This is a genomic window from Tsukamurella sp. M9C (assembly GCF_020169415.1).
Lineage (GTDB): Bacteria > Actinomycetota > Actinomycetes > Mycobacteriales > Mycobacteriaceae > Tsukamurella.
The window spans coordinates 1-15,664 of record NZ_JAIULG010000075.1; the positions used below are offsets into that span (position 1 = coordinate 1).

Genomic DNA, 15,664 nt, shown 5'->3' on the forward strand with positions numbered 1-15,664 from the left:
GGGGAGAAGTGGGGTGCGGCCCGCCGGGACGCTGGAGCGCGGGCCGATCCGTGAATCCACGGCTCACACGCACACGAGACCGGATTCGGTCTCGTGTGCAGCTCCAGCCGTGGATTCACAGCGGGCCGGCGGGCGGAGCTGCCGGCGGAACAGCGGCTGCGCGGTCGGCCGAGCGGCTGAGCGGCTGAGCTACGACGCTCCTCCCGCGATCGGATCACTCCCGCTCCCGCGGGTGTTTCTGCCTCGTCATTGCGTTGCAGCGGCATGACGAGACAGAAACGCCCGCGGGAGTGTCAGATCCTCGCCGAGGAGCCGGCAACGACTACGGAGGCGACGGCTGGCGCACGCACGCTGCACACGGCGCGGCCAGAGCGCCCGGCGGGGCCGGACCGCTGCGGCGCGGACTCCGCGAGGCGATCACGGCGGCGCGGTCGCTGATTTCGCTCACAGCGCAACGAAAAAGCCGCCGACCATCAGGTCGGCGGCTCTTTCAGCGTTGCGAACTCAGGGGAAGCGGCGGCGGAAACGCTCTTCCATGCGGGCGACGAAGGACTGACCGGAGGCGCGGGCGCCTCGACCACGTCCCGATCGGGCGCGGACGGATCCGTCCTCATCGACGGTGCCGCGGGGGCCCTTGGACGCCGGCCCGGACCACAGCGCGTAGATCACGGAACCGAACATCAGCAGGAAGCCGATGAGGCCGACGATCACGGTGTACTCGACCTTGCCCAGCAGCATCCCGGCGATGAGCAGCATCAATCCGACCGCGAAGCCGATCGCGGCGATGACGCGGCGCTTACCCGAAGCGCCACCGAACCGTCCGCCTCGTACGTTCGACGCGAACTTCGGATCCTCTGCGTACAGCGCGCTCTCGATCTGGTCGAGCATGCGCTGCTCGTGCTCGGAGAGTGGCACGTTCCCCTCCTTCAGCACTCATGGGGTCCAACTCCTCCCTTCATGATACGAGGCTTGCGACCCCACGACCACCATCCGTCGAAGAATGAGCGTTCGCTGTGAGAAATCATGCAGCCCGGCACAGATCCGCTTCGACGGAATTCAGGAAGGTCTGCACGCGACCGTGGAGAACCGCGACCTCCTCGGCGCTCACCGAGCGGGCCGTGGTCTCGAGCGCCGCGACGACCCCGGAGACCGACGTGAAGTAGGCGACCCACTCCGCGTAGCCGGGGGCCGCCTTGGCGAGCCGAAGCCAGGCGTTGCGCGTGGGGCGCCGGACACCGGTCTCCCGCTCGGCCAGCAGGGCGGCCGCGCCGCGCAGGGCGGCGTGGTAGATATCGCGGTACTGATCGGCCGGGGACGGCGAGCCGCCGGCCCGGGCGAGGAACTGGTCCGCGCGATCGAGGATGCGGGCCGCGCCCGACTCACCCATGCGACGACCGGAACCGACGTGACCGATCCGTGCCTTCGATTCGACCATGACCTTCCTCCTGCTCCGTGGGCCTTCTCACCCTGTTACCGCGAGTTGTACCGGACGGGACTGACACGTAACGCTTCCCTCGTTCCGCGCCAGTCCCGCCCGGCGGACCGGGATCGGCGACCGAAGCCCCGGCGCCAGAACGTGTGCGCCAATCCGATGGTCCGTGATCGAACAATCATTCGATCACCTCTAATATAGCGTGAGTGTGCGAGACGTCAAGGGAGAGGAAGCCGTGACCGCAGTGCCGACGCAGCAACCACGGATCCACGTCCTGTCGCCGCAGGACGCCACGCTGTGGCTGCCCGCCGCCCTGCAGATCTACGTGGCCGCGATGGACTACCCGGCCGGCACGGAATCGCACCGTCTTCCCATGTGGCGCGAGCACCTGAACCGGCCCGGCTACGCCGCGTTCGGCGCGGTCCAGGCGCTCCGCACCGAGGACGGCCGCATCGTCGACCACCTGGTGGGCATCGCCTACGGCTACAGCGGCGCGGGCGATCAGTGGTGGAACCGGCAGCTCCGCGTGGGGCTGGGTAGGCGCGGGCTGACGCAGCAGCAGATCGAGGCGGTGGCCGCCGACTACTTCGAGCTCACCGAGCTGCACGTGCACCCCGCGGCGCAGGGGCACGGCGTCGGCTCGGCCCTGCTCGGCGCCCTGCTCGCCGACCGGCCCGAGCCGCGGGTCCTGCTCTCCACCCCCGAGGTGGCCGCCGAGCAGAACCGCGCCTGGCGGCTCTACCGCCGCACCGGCTTCTACGACGTGCTCCGCGACTTCCGCTTCTCCGGAGACCCGCGGCCGTTCGCCGTCCTGGGCCACGACCTGCCCTTCACCCCGCCGCCGGCACGGTGAGCGCGCGCGAAGTCGACGTCGCCGTCGTCGGGTCCGGCCACAACGCGCTGGTCGGCGCCGCGTACCTCGCGGCGCAGGGCCGGTCCGTGGCCGTCTTCGAGGCCGATGTCGTGCCGGGCGGGGCGGTCAGCACCGTCGAACGGTTCCCGGGCTACCGCGTGGACCGCGGCTCGTCGGCGCACCTGATGTTCCGGCACACCGGCATCGCGGAGGAGCTCGACCTCGCGGCGCACGGGCTGCGCTACCTGGACTGCGACCCGTGGGCCTTCGCGCCCACCCCGCCCGGAACGCTGGCCCCGCCGATCGTCTTCCGGCGGGACCTCGGCGCCACCGCCGAGTCCATCGCCGCGGCCTGCGGCGCCCGGGAGGCGGCGGCGTACCGTCGGTTCGTCGCGGAGTGGACGCCCCGGGCGAAGGCGACCATGGCCGCCTTCGGCTCCTCCCCCACGGCCCCGCGGCTGGGCCGCGCGTTCTGGCCCACGAAGGGGCGCGCGAGCCTCACACAGATGTCGCGCACCTACCTCGCCTCGGGCGATCAGCTGCTGGACGAGTACTTCGACGACGAGCGCCTCAAGGCCGCGCTCGCCTGGTTCGGCGCCCAGTCCGGCCCCGCGATGAGCGAGCCCGGCACCGCGCCCATGATCGGCTTCGCCGCCCTCCTGCACACCCTCCCGCCGGGCCGGGCGGTCGGCGGCAGCGGCGCGCTCACCGCCGCCCTCCTCTCCCGCCTGACGTCCGACGGGGCCACCGTCGCGCTGGGCTCCCCCGTCACCGCCCTGCGCCGTGCGGGCCGGGAGTGGGAGGTCACCGTCGGCGGGCCCGACGGTGCGCGGACCGTCCGGGCCCGCACCGTGCTCGCGGGCTGCCACGTCCTGACCACCCTCGGCCTGCTGGAGCGCGGCGGCTACGACGCCGGACGGATCGCCGGCTGGCGCCGCACCATCCAGGTCGGCCCCGGCGTGGGGATGGTGCTGCGGCTGGGAACCACGGCGCCGCCCGCCTTCGACGGGGTGCAGCTCGCCGACCAGTCCGGGCTGGGCCTGCTGACCGCCGACCGCGGGCACCTGGCGCGCGCCCGCGGCGACATGCTGGCCGGCGACGCACCCCGTCGGCCGGCGGTGCTGGCGATGACCTTCTCGGGTCTCGACCCGTCCATCGCCCCGGCGGGCCGGCACAACACCACGCTGTGGGCGCAGTGGTACCCGTACGCCTTGAGCGGCGGGCAGGAGTGGGCCGCCGTCGCGGAGGCGGAGGCCGACCGGATCGTCGCCGAGACGCAGCGCTGGGCGCCCGGCTTCGCCGACTCGATCGAGCACCGCTTCGTGCAGACCCCGGCGAGCCTCGAGTCGGAGCTCGGGCTGCTCGGCGGGAACGTCATGCACGTGGAGATGGCGCTGCACAACATGCTGCTGTTCCGGCCGGTCCCCGAGCTGGCGGGCGGCCGCGTGCCGGGCGCGCCGGGCCTGGCGCTGGCGGGCGCGTCGATGCATCCGGGCGGCGGCGTGAACGGATCGAGCGGGCGGATCGCGGCGCGGCTGCTCGCCCGCGACCTGAGACACCTGGCACGATGGCGACCGTGATACTCCGAAGGATGCTCGCTGCCCTGGCGGTCCTGCTGCTGGTCGCCGCCCCCGCGGCGTGCGCCGGCCCCGGCAAGGGCGACCGGATGTCCGGCAAGATCGTCGCCGCGCAGACGCCGGCGTCGAACCCGCAGGGCCCGCAGATCGCGGCGCCGGGCGAGCTGAAGGGCCTCGCGGAGGTCAAGGCGTACGACTCGAACGGCAAGGTCGGAACGCAGATGATCTTCCAGGAGATCACCTTCGGCCAGTTCAATCAGGTCGGCGACGTGGTCTCGCAGGCGTTCGACACGTCGGCGGCATCGATCAAGATGCGGGTGCAGCGCACCGGCGGCACGGTGATCCTCTCCGGCACGGCCGACCTGTCGTCGCTCGCGCCGAACTCCGCGGTCATCGTCGTCCAACTGCAGTTCCCCGGCCCGGTGACCGCCACGAACGGCCAACAGGAGGCCGACGACCTGGTGACCTGGACGCTCAACGCCGGCACGTCCGCGGCGCTGACCGCCGAGGCCGAGTACGCCGACCCGTCGATCGCCTCGTTCACCACGTGGGCGTGGATCACCGCCCTGACCTCGTTCCTCGCCGCCGCGATCGTCGCCGGCGCCGCCTACGTGCGCCGCGACCGCAGCCCGAAGCCCGGTCAGGAGTCCGACGAGCCCGAGTCGCTCATCGAGCTGCCCCAGTGGCTGCGGGAGAAGCTCAACCGCTAGACGCCGACCGGCAGCATCCCGAGGTTCTCGAGCACCTCGGAGGTGGCCTTCGCGAAGTTCAGGGTGCAGAAGTGCAGCGCCGGGGCGCCCTCGGCGATGAGCCGCTCCCCCATCCGGGTGGCGATGTCGATGCCGACGGCGCGCACGGCGGCGCGGTCCTCCTCGGGCCCGTCGCCCGCGGCGGCGCGCAGCTCGGCGCGCATCGCGTCGGGGATCTTCGCGTTCGACAGCTCGGCCATGCGGACCACCGACTTCAACGACGTGATCGGCATGATCCCGGGGATCAGCGGCTTCGCGCCCTGCTCCGGGTCGGCGGCCACCACGGCGTCGCGCAGCCGCAGGTAGTCGTCGACGTCGAAGAACATCTGGGTGATCGAGTAGTCGGCGCCCGCGCGCAGCTTGTTCGCGAAGTACCGCACGTCGGTGTCCAGGTCGGGCGAGCGGTGGTGCCCCTCCGGGAAGGCGGCCACGCCCACGTGGAAGTCGCCCAGCTCGCGCACCAGCTCGACGACCTCGCTGGCGTACTTGAGCCCCTCGGGGTGCCGCACCCACTTGCCCATCGGATCGCCGGGCGGGTCGCCGCGCAGCACGAGCACGTTGCGCACGTCGCGGTCCGCGTACGAGCCCATGAGGGCGCGCAGCTCCGAGATGCTGTGGTTCACGGCGGTCAGGTGCGCCACCGGCAGCAGCGTGGTGGTCTCCGCGATCTCGCCGGTCACGCGGACGGTGCGGTCGCGCGTCGAGCCGCCCGCGCCGTAGGTCATCGAGACGAACGCCGGGTCCATCCGCTCGAAGGTACGGACGGCGCGCCACAGCCGGGCCTCGCCCTCCTCGTCGCGCGGCGGCATGAACTCGACCGAGAACGGCATTCGGCCGCTCGCGCGCACGGCGTCGAGTCGGTCGAGTACGGTCCGGCTTTGTTCACTCACGCCCTTAAGAATAGGTTTCCAGGTATGACGCTGCCCGTCGCCCCGCCCCAGACCTCCCTGACGGACATCGCGGCGGCCGTGCAGCCGGCCCTCGAATCCTTCCTCGACGAGCGCCGTGACCTGGTCGAACCCGTCGGCCCGGTGTTCGTGGAGACCACCGCGGGGCTGGAGCGCTTCGTTTTGCGCGGCGGTAAGCGTATTAGGCCCGCGTTCGCCTGGGCGGGGTGGCTGGCGGGCGGCGGGGAGGCCGACGGTGACGTCGCCCGGGCCGCGCTCCGGGCGTGCGCGTCGCTGGAGTTCGTGCAGGCGTGCGCCCTCATCCACGACGACATCATCGACGCCTCGCTGACCCGGCGCGGCTTCCCGACGACGCACCGCGAGTTCGCCCAGCTGCACGCCGAGCGGGGCTGGTCGGGCTCGTCGGAGAAGTTCGGCGAGGCGACGGCGATCCTCCTGGGCGACCTGGCGCTGGCCTGGGCCGACGACATGTTCCTCGGCGCCGGCCTGGCCCCCGAGCGCTACCTGCGGGCCGCGCGCGCGTGGGCGGCGATGCGCACCGAGGTGCTCGGCGGCCAGCTGCTCGACATCGTCAGCGAGGCCTCGCGGGACGAGTCGGAGGAGGCCGCGGAGCGCGTGGTCCGGTTCAAGACCGCCGGCTACACGGTGGAGCGGCCGCTGCACGTGGGCGCGGCGCTGGCCGGGGCGTCCGACGCGACGATCGCGGCGCTGCGGGAGATCGGCGTCGACCTGGGCGTCGCCTTCCAGCTGCGCGACGACCTGCTGGGAGCCTTCGGCGACCCGGCCGTCACGGGCAAGCCCTCGGGCGACGACCTGCGCTCCGGCAAGCACACCCCCATGCTCGCGCACGCCCTCGCGACCGGCGGCGCCGCCGCGGCCGAGCTGCGCGCCCTCGTCGGCACCAACCTCGACGACGCGGGCGTCGAGCGTGCCCGGGCCGCCCTGCGGGAGACGGGGGCACCGTCGGCCATGCAGGCGCGGGTGGAGGAGCTCACGGCCCGGGCCACGTCCGCCCTGGCGGAGGCGCCCATCGACGACGGTGCGCGGCCCGTCCTGGCCCGGCTCGCGGCGGTCCTCGTCGACCGCGCGGCCTGATCGCGGTCAGCAGGGTTAGGCAAACCTAGCCACCCCTGGGTATGGTTCCGTTTACCTAAGCCTCTTTACTGATGGCTTACGGTGCCCGTCTTGCAGCAAGTACGAGAAGGAGTCACCCCGCATGTTCACCCGCTTCCGCAAGGCCGCGCCCGTCGCGGCCGCGCTGATGGCGACCGGCCTCGTCTTCGCCGGCTGCTCCACCACCAGCGCCGATGAGGACAAGCCCGCCGCCGGCGAGAAGATCACCGTCAGCACCAACAAGGGCGAGGTGCAGGTCCCCAAGAACCCGAAGCGGGTCGTCGTCCTCGACAACACGAGCGCGGAGACCGTCAAGGCCATGGGCGTGACCCCCGTCGCGATCCCCAAGGGCCTGTTCGCCAAGAGCGTGCTGGGCGACTGGATCTCCAACGCGGACATCAAGGACACGGGTACCCACGCGGAGCCGAAGCTGGACGTCATCGAGGACGTCAAGCCCGACCTGATCATCGGCGGCTACCGGTTCGCCAAGGCGGAGGGCGACATCAAGAAGATCGCCGAGAAGACCGGCGCCGCCTTCATCGACATCGCCGCCGAGGACGGCGCGCCCAAGGGCCGCGTCGAGACCATGCGCGATTCGACGATCACCCTGGGCAAGATCTTCGGCAAGGACGAGCAGGCGAAGCAGATCGTCGCCGACTTCGACAAGAGCCTCGACGCGGCGAAGGCGCAGGCCACCGGCCAGAGCGTCTTCCTCTCGATCGTCAACGGCGGCAAGATCGACAACGGCGCCAAGCGCATGCAGCCCTTCATCGCCCCGCTGAACCTCAAGGACGTCTTCGGCGGCCAGGCCGGCGACCATCACACCAACTCGGGCCTCACGCCCGAGGCCATCGCCCAGGCGAACCCGCAGTGGGTCATCGTCATGGACCGTGACGCCGCCGTCCCGCCGACCGACGGCAGCAAGCCGCAGACCGCGGCCGAGACCTTCAAGGCGCAGCAGGCCTTCGCGAATGTGGAGTTCCAGCAGAAGGACCGGATCTTCTACCTGGACAACGACTTCTACATCCGCGAGGGCATCCAGGACTACGGCGAGAACTACGCCAAGCTGGCCGAGGCCATCGCCGCGAAGAAGTGACGGCGACGCACACCGACGCACCTCCCCAGGCGGGTCCCCGGAAGGGGACCCGCCTGGGTCGCGTCACGCTCCCCCTGCTCGCACTCGCGTGCGTGGCACTGCTGTTCGCCTCGCTGATGACCGGCGAGTACCACATCACCCTCGCCGGACTCCTCGCCGGCGACGACGAGATGTGGCGCATGTTCTTCATCTCCCGCGTCCCCCGCACCGCGGCCCTGGTCTTCGCGGGCCTCGCGATGAGCTTCTCCGGCGTGATCATGCAGCGGCTCACGCAGAACCGGTTCGTCGAGCCGACCACCGCCGGCACCGCCGAGTGGGCGGGCCTGGGCGTGCTGCTGTGCATGCTCTACATCCCCGGCGCATCGCCGATGGTCCGGATGATCGCCGCCACGGCGACCGCGTTCCTCGGCACCCTCGTCTTCCTCGGCTTCATCTCCCGGATCCGGGCCCGGCGCTCCGCGATCGTGCCGCTGGTGGGCCTCATGCTGGGCGCCGTGGTCAGCGCCATCACCACCTATCTGGCGATCGGCGCCAACCTGTTGCAGGCCGTGGTGAGCTGGCGCTCCGGCGGTTTCGCGCACATCGTGCGCGGCTTCTACGAGCCGCTGTGGGCCGTCGCGATCATCGCCGTGGCGACCTTCCTGTTGGCGAACTACTTCACCATCGCGGGGCTCGGCAAGGACGTGGCGACGTCGCTCGGGCTGCGCTACGGGCTCACGATGGGCATCGGCGTCACCATGGTGGCGCTGGCCTCCGGCGTCACCAGCGTGGTCGTCGGCTTCATCCCGTTCCTCGGCCTCGTGGTGCCGAACATCATCAGCGCGCTGCGCGGCGACGACGTGCGCAGCGGACTCCCCTGGGTGGCCGTGCTCGCCACCGTCCTCATCGTGGGCTGCGACCTCATCGGCCGGGTCGTGGTGCGCCCCATGGAGATCCCCGTGTCCGTGATCATGGGCGTGGTCGGCGCCGTCACGTTCCTGTCCATCCTGCTCACGAGGAGGAACCGTGTCGCTCTCTGAGGCCGTCTCGGCCCCCGCGGTGGCCGGGAGTACGAGCCGCGTGGGCTGGCGCGCCCGGATGGCGATCGCCGCCACGCTCGCCACGGCGTGCCTCGCCGTCTACCTGCTGATGCGCACCGGCGCGGACGACGTGCTGCGCTGGGACTTCCAGTTCGGGCTGTCGTTCGAGCGGCGCCTGCGCACCGCCACCGCCATCCTCATCGCCGCCTTCTGCGGCGCCCTCTCGACGGTGCTCTTCCACACCGTGACGCACAACCGGATCCTGACGCCGCAGATCATCGGGCTGGACTCGCTGTACGTGCTGATCCAGACGGTGGGCGTGTACATCGTGGGCGGCAAGTTCGTCGACAACGGGGATTCGGTGCCGCAGTTCGTCGCCCAGACCGCGGCCATGGTGATGTTCGCCGCCGTGCTCTACGGCTGGCTGTTCTCGGGCCGCTTCGCGAGCCTGTTCCTGCTGCTCCTCGCGGGCGTCGTGCTGGGCCTTGCCTTCCGCGCCTTCGCCGAGTTCCTGCAGCGCCTGCTCTCCCCCACCGAGTTCGACGCGCTCTCGATCAAGCTGTACGGCCGGCTCACCGCGGTGAACGCGGACCTGCTGCCGATCGCCGCCGTCACCTGCATCGTGGTGGGCGTCATCGTCTGGCGACGACGCCGCGTGCTCGACGTGCTGCTGCTGGGCCGCGATCCCGCGATGGGCCTGGGGGTGAACCACCAGCGCGAGCTCACGCTGGCGCTGGTCCTCATCGCCGTCCTGGTGTCGATCAGCACCGCGCTCGTCGGCCCGATGATGTTCTTCGGCTTCATCATCGCCACGCTCGCCTACCAGCTGGCCGGCGACTGGCGGCACCGCGCGACGCTGCCGATGGCCTTCCTGCTCGGCGTGATCCTGCTCGCCGGCGGGCAGTTCATCCTGCACAACATCTTCTACGCCAACGGGATGCTCACGGTGATCATCGAGTTCGTCGGCGGAATCCTGTTCCTCGCCATGCTGTTCCGCCGAAGGGGGACGATGTGACCACCCAGAATCTGACCGAGACGATCCCGGCGATCGCGTTCACGGACCTCACCAAGACGTACGCCGAGACCGTCGTGCTGGGCCCGGTCTCCGGAGAGTTCACCCGCGGCGGCGTCACGGCGCTCGTCGGGCCCAACGGCGCCGGGAAGTCGACGCTGCTCACCATCCTCGGCCGCCTGCTGACGCCGGACTCCGGCACGGCGCTGCTCGAGGGCACCGACATCCGCACCATGAAGCCGACGGAGGTAGCGCGCAAGCTCGCCATCCTCCGGCAGGAGAACGGCGTCAACGCCCGCCTGACGGTGCGCGACCTCGTCGCCTTCGGCAGGTTCCCGCACAGCCGCGGCCGGATGACGGCGGAGGACGTGCGGCACGTCGACGAGGCCCTGGGCTTCCTGGGGCTGACGGAGCTCTCGGACCGCTTCCTCGACGAGCTCTCGGGCGGCCAGCGCCAGCGCGCCTACGTCGCGATGACCCTCGCGCAGGACACCGACGTGATCCTGCTCGACGAGCCGCTCAACAACCTCGACATGCGCCACCAGGTGGGCATGATGCGGCGCCTGCGCCGCGCGGCCGACGAGCTGGGCAAGACGATCATCCTGGTGGTGCACGACCTGAACTTCGCGGCCGCCTACTCGGACCGCATCGTGGCGCTGAAGAACGGCACCATCGCGGCGTCGGGCGCACCGTCGGAGATCATGACCGGCGAGCTGCTCACCGAGATCTTCGAGACCCCCGTCGCCGTGCACGTCCTGGAGGGCGGCCCCGTGGCCGTGTACGCGGGGCTGTAGCCGCGGGATCCCCAGGATCAGCGGGGTCGCAACCCTGGCGGCGGGCGCGCGACGGGGGCAGGCTGCTGGCATGGTCTCCAGGCTCCCCGTCGACGTGGGCGTCGCGCTGTGGCAGCGCGCGGACGCGGTCGACCACGTCGGCGACATCGTCGACCAGGCGCGCACCGTGCACGGGCTCGGCGTGCCCGCGGTGTGGTTCGGTCAGCGCCAGGACCACGACGCGCCGACGCTCGCGGCCGTGGTCGGCGCGCAGGTTCCGGGCCTGCGGGTCGGCACCTCGGTGGTGCCGCTGGGTCCACGTCACCCGCTCGTGCTGGCCGGCCAGGCGCAGACCGCGAACGCCGCGAGCGGAGGCCGGTTCACGCTCGGCGTCGGGGTCGCCGGACCCGACCGCGACCGGCCGACCTTCGGCGTCGGCGTGGACCGCCCGATCGGTCACCTCCGCGAGGCGCTCGCCGTGCTCGACGACTTCCGCGCGACGGGCGTCGTCGACCACGCCGGCGATCAGGTGATCGCGCGCACCGCGGCACCGTCGGCGATCGCGGGCGGCGGTGGCTTCGGGCTCCTCGTGGCGGCCCTGGGCGAGCAGTCCCTGCGTGCGGCGGGCGAGCTCGCGGACGGCACGATCCCGTTCCTCACGGGGCCGCGGACCATCGCGGAGCGCATCGTCCCCGGGCTGCTCCAGGGCTCCGGCGGCGCCCCGCGCCGAGTGGTGGCCGGGGTGGTCGTCGTGGTGACCGACGAGGCAGACCGGGTCCGGGACGCCGTGCGGCCGGCCCTCGACTTCTACGCGACGGTGCCGTCGTACCGATCGGTGTTCGGGGCGGAGGGGATCGCCCACCCGATCGAGCTCGCCGTCATCGGCGACGAGGAGTACGTCGGGCGGCGGCTGAGCGAGTACGTCGACGCGGGCGCCACCGAGATCTTCGCCACGCAGACCGATCTCGGCGGCCCCGAAGATCAACGCCGCACCTGGAACCTGCTGGGCGCGCTGAGCCGCGACCGAAGCGCGGGCTGACGCCCGGCCCTTCACTAGACTGGCGGGGATGTCCGGATCAGTTCAGTCCGCGCTGCGCGGCTACAGCACGTTCCTCCGCTCGCCCGAGGGGCGCCCCGCCCTGCTCGGGCTCGTCGGCGCCGTCCTGACGACCGTGGGCAGCTTCGGCGCCGGCGCGATCCGTGTGCACGACACCACCCTCGAGGCGGCGCACCTGTCGTGGCTGCGCTTCGGCCACGGCCTGGTGCTGAGCTCGATCCTGTTCTGGACGGGGATCGCGCTGCTGGTGATCGCGTGGATCCGGCTGGGCCGCGCCGCGCTGGGCGGCCGGCTGCAGGTCCCGCAGGTCGCCGGCACCGTCGCCCTGTGGATCGTGCCACTACTTGTGGCCGTCCCCCTGTACTCGCGCGACGCCTACTCCTACCTCGCGCAGGGCGCGCTGCTGCGCGACGGCTTCGACCCGTACGTGGACGGCCCCGTCGTGAACCCGAACGGCCTGCTCGACGACGTGAGCGGCATCTGGACCACGACCACCGCACCCTACGGCCCACTGTTCATCCTCATCGCCAAGTGGATCACGCAGCTGTGCGGCGACAACGTGCTCGCCGGGGTCATCGCGCTGCGGCTCGCCATGCTCCCGGGCATCGCCCTCTCGGTATGGGGCGTGACGAAGCTGGCCCGGCACTTCGGCGCCAAACCCGCCGTCTCGCTGTGGTTCGCGGTGCTCAACCCGCTGGTCGTCGTGCATCTCGTGGGCGGCGTGCACAACGAGACGCTCATGGTGGGCCTCATGGTGGCCGGGATCGCGCTCGTCCTCGACCGGCGGCACCTGTTCGGGGTCGCGGTGATCGTGACCGCGGTCGCCGTCAAGGGCACCGCGGCGATCGCACTGCCCTTCGTTGTGTGGATCTGGTTCCACCACCGACGCGAGACGAACCCGCAGGAATCGCCCGCGAAGGCCTTCGGCGCGGTGCTGGCCGCCTCGGTGGGTGCCTTCGTCGCGCTGTTCGCGGCGTTCACCGTCATCGCCGGCGTCGGGCTGGGGTGGATGACGGCGCTCGCCGGCTCGATCAAGATCATCAACTACATCACCCTGCCGACCGCGCTCGCGCAGATCACGGCCTTCCTCGCGGCCCCGTTCACGGACCTGCACCTGGCGCCGATCCTGGTGGTGACCCGCGCCCTCGGCATCGTTCTGCTCGCGCTCACCCTGGTGGTGCTGTGGTGGCGGTTCCGGCAGAACGAGCGGCGCAACGTGATGGGCATCCTGCTGGGCCTGCTGGCCGTGTGCGTGCTCTCCCCCGCGTCGCTGCCCTGGTACTACACGTGGCCGCTGGCGGTGGCGGGCGCGTTCACCTGGTCGCGGCGCACGCTGGCGATCATCGCGGGCCTGTCCGTGTGGCTCATGGTGGTCTTCATGCCCACGGGGTCCATCGGCCTGTACTCGCTGTGGAACGTCGCGCTGGCCGTGGCGCTGGGCGCGCTGGCCGGCTGGTCCCTGCTGGGCCCTGACCCGCTCAAGGTGCGGCCGAAGCTCGGCCTCGCACCCGCGGTGTAGGCGCGAGCTCCGCGAGAGCGGGCGGGCAGGCGTAGGAACGGACCTGCCCAGCCGGAAGTGGTGACGTGTCGCCTGGAACGGGCTATGCGGCATACCGCGAATGCGCAGGTCAGAGCGTCGCGATGACGTGGAGCTATGCGGATTCGGCATACCGAGCATCGCTCGGCGGTCCGAGCGCGGCACCCGTCGGCCCTCCGCGCAGCCCCGCCCGCGCCGAGCATCGCCGCACCCACCCGACACGTCGTTCCCCGACGTGTCGGTGCTCGGGGCTACCGTCCGGACATGTCGGATATCGAGCGGTTCCGGGTGGTCGCGACACTCGCCCGGACGCGCAGCATGAACATGGCCGCACGCGCGCACGGGATCGCGCAGTCCACCGTGACGCGGTACGTCTCCGCGACCGAACGCACGCTGGGGTTCGCGTTGTTCGAGCGCGGGCCGGGCGGCGCCTCACCGGCGCCGGCCGGTCTCCCGGCGCTCGCGATCATCGAACGGATCGTCGCGGACATCGACGAACTGAACGCGCTGAGCGGCACTGCGCGGCGGTCCGTCACCATCAGCCGTACCGCCGAGATCGGCCTACCCGACCATCTGGAGGGCAAGATCACGCGATGGAACCGGGAGCGCGAGCTGCAGATCCACCAGGTCATCGTGGACGACCCGGTCGCGGCGCCGCGCTCCGGCGAGTCCGATCTCGCCGTCGCCCTGGTGACGGGGCCGCGACTCGACGGGTTCGAGGCCGTTCCAGTGCGGGTGTGGTCCCGGAGCCGGCGGGTCGAACTGTTGAACCGGCCGGACGTGAGGCCGCAGGCCCGCGCGGTTGTCGACCACTTGTCATGAGCCCCAGAGCTATGCGGTTTCGGCATACCCTACGTAGCAGAAGTGCACCCTGAACTGCACATATCCGGGTATGCAACATCCGCATACCCTGCAAGGACGAGCACACTCGACGTCGTTCCTCGGGAGCGCGGAGATCCGCCGCGCCCGCGCCGGCCGGATCCGGGCGTCGCTAGAACGCCATCGACTGCGCGCGACGGATCATCTCGCGCGCGGAGTCCGTGTGCAGCAGCTCGGCGGGGCAGTCGTTCAGGTCGTCCTGCGGCTCGAACAGCCAGCGCAGGATCTCCTCCTCCTCGAAGCCGCCGTCGCGCAGCACGCTGAGCAGACCGGTGAAGTGCTTGGCGATGGAGAAGCGCCCGTCGACCTCGCCGAAGAACAGCCGAGGGACGTGGAAGTCGCCGCCGCGCCGGACGGCGATCAGCTGCCCGTCCCGCAGCAGCTGCAGAACCTTCGACTGCGACACGCCGAGACCCTTCGCAACCGTGGCGAGGTTGTAGGTCGCGGTGCCCTCGGGCAGCAGATCGTCGCTGAGATAGGGGACGGAGCTCACCGTCACACTGTACCCAGCCCGCGGATTCGGCCCATCCACCCCCGGGGTCGCTAGGCTGAACTGTCGATACCGCACGCACCGAGAGGACCCCGAGAAGGTGAACACCCCGCGCGACCCGCTGATCGGTGCCCGCATCGAGGGCCGCTACCGCATCGATGCGGTGATCGCGCGTGGCGGCATGTCCACCGTCTACATGGGCCTCGACCTGCGGCTCGACCGGCCCATCGCGATCAAGGTGATGGACCCGAAATACGCGGCCGACGCCCAGTTCGTCTCGCGCTTCGAGTTCGAGGCGCGCGCCGTCGCCAAGCTCAAGGACCCCGGCCTCGTCGCCGTCTACGACCAGGGCGTCGACGGTGAGCTGGCCTTCCTCGTGATGGAGCTGGTCACCGGCGGCACCCTGCGCGAGCTGCTCGGCGAGCGCGGACCGATGCCGCCGCACGCGGTGGCGGCCGTCATGGGCCCCGTGCTCACCGCGCTGGGCACCGCGCACCGCGCCGGCCTGGTGCACCGCGACGTGAAGCCCGAGAACGTCCTCATCTCCGACGGCGGCGAGGTCAAGGTCGCCGATTTCGGCCTCGTCCGCGCCATCGCGGCCGCGTCCGTGACCAGCTCGTCGGTGATCCTCGGCACAGCGGCCTACCTCTCGCCGGAGCAGGTGGAGTCCGGCAACGCCGATGCCCGCTCCGACGTGTACTCCAGCGGCATCCTCGTGTACGAGTTGCTCACCGGCCAGGTGCCCTTCACCGGCGACACCGCGATCTCGCTGGCCTACCAGCGCCTGCACAACGACGTGCCGCGGCCCGGGGCCGCGATCGCCGGGGTGCCGCCGGAGTTCGACGAGTTCGTCGCCCGCGCGACCGACCGTGATCCGGCGCGCCGCTACGTCGACGGTTTCGCCATGGCCGAGGCGCTCAGCGCGATCGCCGAGGACCTCGATCTGCCGCCGTTCACCGTGCCCGCGCCGCAGTCCAGCGCCGAGCAGCGCGCCGCCGCCGCGATGTACGCGCAGCGCGGCGAGCCCCTGATCCCTGCTGCGGCCGAGCCCACCGGTGCGCTCATCGCCGGCCAGCCGGTGCCCGGTTCCGGACAGCCCGGTCCCGCGCGGCCCGGCCAGGCGACGCAGGGCGCCCAGCCCGTGGTGCCGGCGCCCACCCTCTCCCAGC

At 71.5% G+C, this 15,664-nt stretch carries 16 protein-coding genes; 12 read left to right on the forward strand and 4 right to left on the reverse strand.

Going from position 1 to position 15,664, the window contains the following annotated elements; genetic code table 11:
- Window positions 1–504: 504 nt before the first annotated feature.
- Complete coding sequence (locus tag LB823_RS22685) at window positions 505–915, reverse strand: DUF3040 domain-containing protein (protein ID WP_224651877.1); 411 nt, start codon at window positions 913–915, stop codon at window positions 505–507.
- A 106-nt stretch (window positions 916–1,021) separates the two neighbouring features.
- On the reverse strand, window positions 1,022–1,387 hold the full coding sequence (locus LB823_RS22690; protein WP_224651879.1) for an SAV_6107 family HEPN domain-containing protein: 366 nt from the start codon (window positions 1,385–1,387) through the stop codon (window positions 1,022–1,024).
- Window positions 1,388–1,667: 280 nt separating this feature from the next.
- On the opposite strand from LB823_RS22690, the gene LB823_RS22695 reads away from it, so the two are divergent.
- The 3 genes from LB823_RS22695 to LB823_RS22705 are packed head-to-tail and all read left to right on the forward strand — an operon-like array spanning window position 1,668 to window position 4,572.
- Entirely contained in the window at window positions 1,668–2,285 is a 618-nt protein-coding gene (locus LB823_RS22695; protein WP_224651880.1) for an N-acetyltransferase, read from the forward strand.
- A complete protein-coding gene (locus tag LB823_RS22700; RefSeq protein ID WP_224651882.1) occupies window positions 2,282–3,865 on the forward strand; it encodes an NAD(P)/FAD-dependent oxidoreductase in 1,584 nt (527 codons plus the stop codon). The genes LB823_RS22695 and LB823_RS22700 overlap by 4 nt, the downstream gene beginning before the upstream one ends.
- An 11-nt stretch (window positions 3,866–3,876) precedes the next feature.
- Entirely contained in the window at window positions 3,877–4,572 is a 696-nt protein-coding gene (locus LB823_RS22705; RefSeq protein WP_224651884.1) for a DUF3153 domain-containing protein, read from the forward strand.
- On the opposite strand, the gene metF is transcribed toward LB823_RS22705, so the two are convergent.
- On the reverse strand, window positions 4,569–5,501 hold the full coding sequence (gene metF, locus LB823_RS22710) for a methylenetetrahydrofolate reductase [NAD(P)H] (protein ID WP_224651886.1): 933 nt from the start codon (window positions 5,499–5,501) through the stop codon (window positions 4,569–4,571). The two genes, LB823_RS22705 and metF, sit on opposite strands and share 4 nt — an antisense overlap.
- 24 nt (window positions 5,502–5,525) lie before the next feature.
- Between metF and LB823_RS22715 the strand changes: the two genes are divergently transcribed.
- The 8 genes from LB823_RS22715 to LB823_RS22750 all read left to right on the forward strand — a co-directional run bounded on the left by LB823_RS22715 (window position 5,526) and on the right by LB823_RS22750 (window position 13,948).
- Window positions 5,526–6,614, forward strand: a complete 1,089-nt coding sequence (locus LB823_RS22715; RefSeq protein ID WP_224651888.1) for a polyprenyl synthetase family protein — start codon at window positions 5,526–5,528, stop codon at window positions 6,612–6,614.
- Window positions 6,615–6,735: 121 nt separating this feature from the next.
- Window positions 6,736–7,728 carry an ABC transporter substrate-binding protein gene (locus LB823_RS22720; RefSeq protein WP_224651890.1) on the forward strand — a complete coding sequence of 331 codons (993 nt, stop codon included), beginning with the start codon at window positions 6,736–6,738 and terminating at the stop codon, window positions 7,726–7,728.
- Window positions 7,729–7,820: 92 nt separating this feature from the next.
- Window positions 7,821–8,747 carry an iron chelate uptake ABC transporter family permease subunit gene (locus LB823_RS22725; protein WP_308011492.1) on the forward strand — a complete coding sequence of 309 codons (927 nt, stop codon included), beginning with the start codon at window positions 7,821–7,823 and terminating at the stop codon, window positions 8,745–8,747.
- Window positions 8,734–9,762, forward strand: coding sequence for an iron chelate uptake ABC transporter family permease subunit (locus tag LB823_RS22730; RefSeq protein WP_224651893.1), 1,029 nt, complete (start codon window positions 8,734–8,736; stop codon window positions 9,760–9,762). Before LB823_RS22725 ends, LB823_RS22730 begins: the two co-directional genes overlap by 14 nt.
- Window positions 9,759–10,553, forward strand: a complete 795-nt coding sequence (locus tag LB823_RS22735) for an ABC transporter ATP-binding protein (RefSeq protein ID WP_224651895.1) — start codon at window positions 9,759–9,761, stop codon at window positions 10,551–10,553. Before LB823_RS22730 ends, LB823_RS22735 begins: the two co-directional genes overlap by 4 nt.
- 70 nt (window positions 10,554–10,623) lie before the next feature.
- Window positions 10,624–11,571, forward strand: a complete 948-nt coding sequence (locus LB823_RS22740) for a TIGR03564 family F420-dependent LLM class oxidoreductase (protein WP_224651897.1) — start codon at window positions 10,624–10,626, stop codon at window positions 11,569–11,571.
- 28 nt (window positions 11,572–11,599) lie between these two features.
- Window positions 11,600–13,108: an alpha-(1->6)-mannopyranosyltransferase A gene (locus tag LB823_RS22745; RefSeq protein ID WP_224651900.1), complete on the forward strand. Its 1,509-nt coding sequence runs from the start codon at window positions 11,600–11,602 to the stop codon at window positions 13,106–13,108.
- 282 nt (window positions 13,109–13,390) lie between these two features.
- Entirely contained in the window at window positions 13,391–13,948 is a 558-nt protein-coding gene (locus LB823_RS22750) for a LysR family transcriptional regulator (protein WP_224651901.1), read from the forward strand.
- A gap of 169 nt (window positions 13,949–14,117) precedes the next feature.
- Here LB823_RS22750 and LB823_RS22755 read toward each other — a convergent pair whose 3' ends face one another.
- Window positions 14,118–14,498, reverse strand: a complete 381-nt coding sequence (locus LB823_RS22755) for an Rv2175c family DNA-binding protein (protein ID WP_224651903.1) — start codon at window positions 14,496–14,498, stop codon at window positions 14,118–14,120.
- 97 nt (window positions 14,499–14,595) lie between these two features.
- On the opposite strand from LB823_RS22755, the gene LB823_RS22760 reads away from it, so the two are divergent.
- Window positions 14,596–15,664: protein kinase (locus LB823_RS22760; RefSeq protein ID WP_224651905.1), on the forward strand; the 1,069-nt coding region annotated here is incomplete at its 3' end.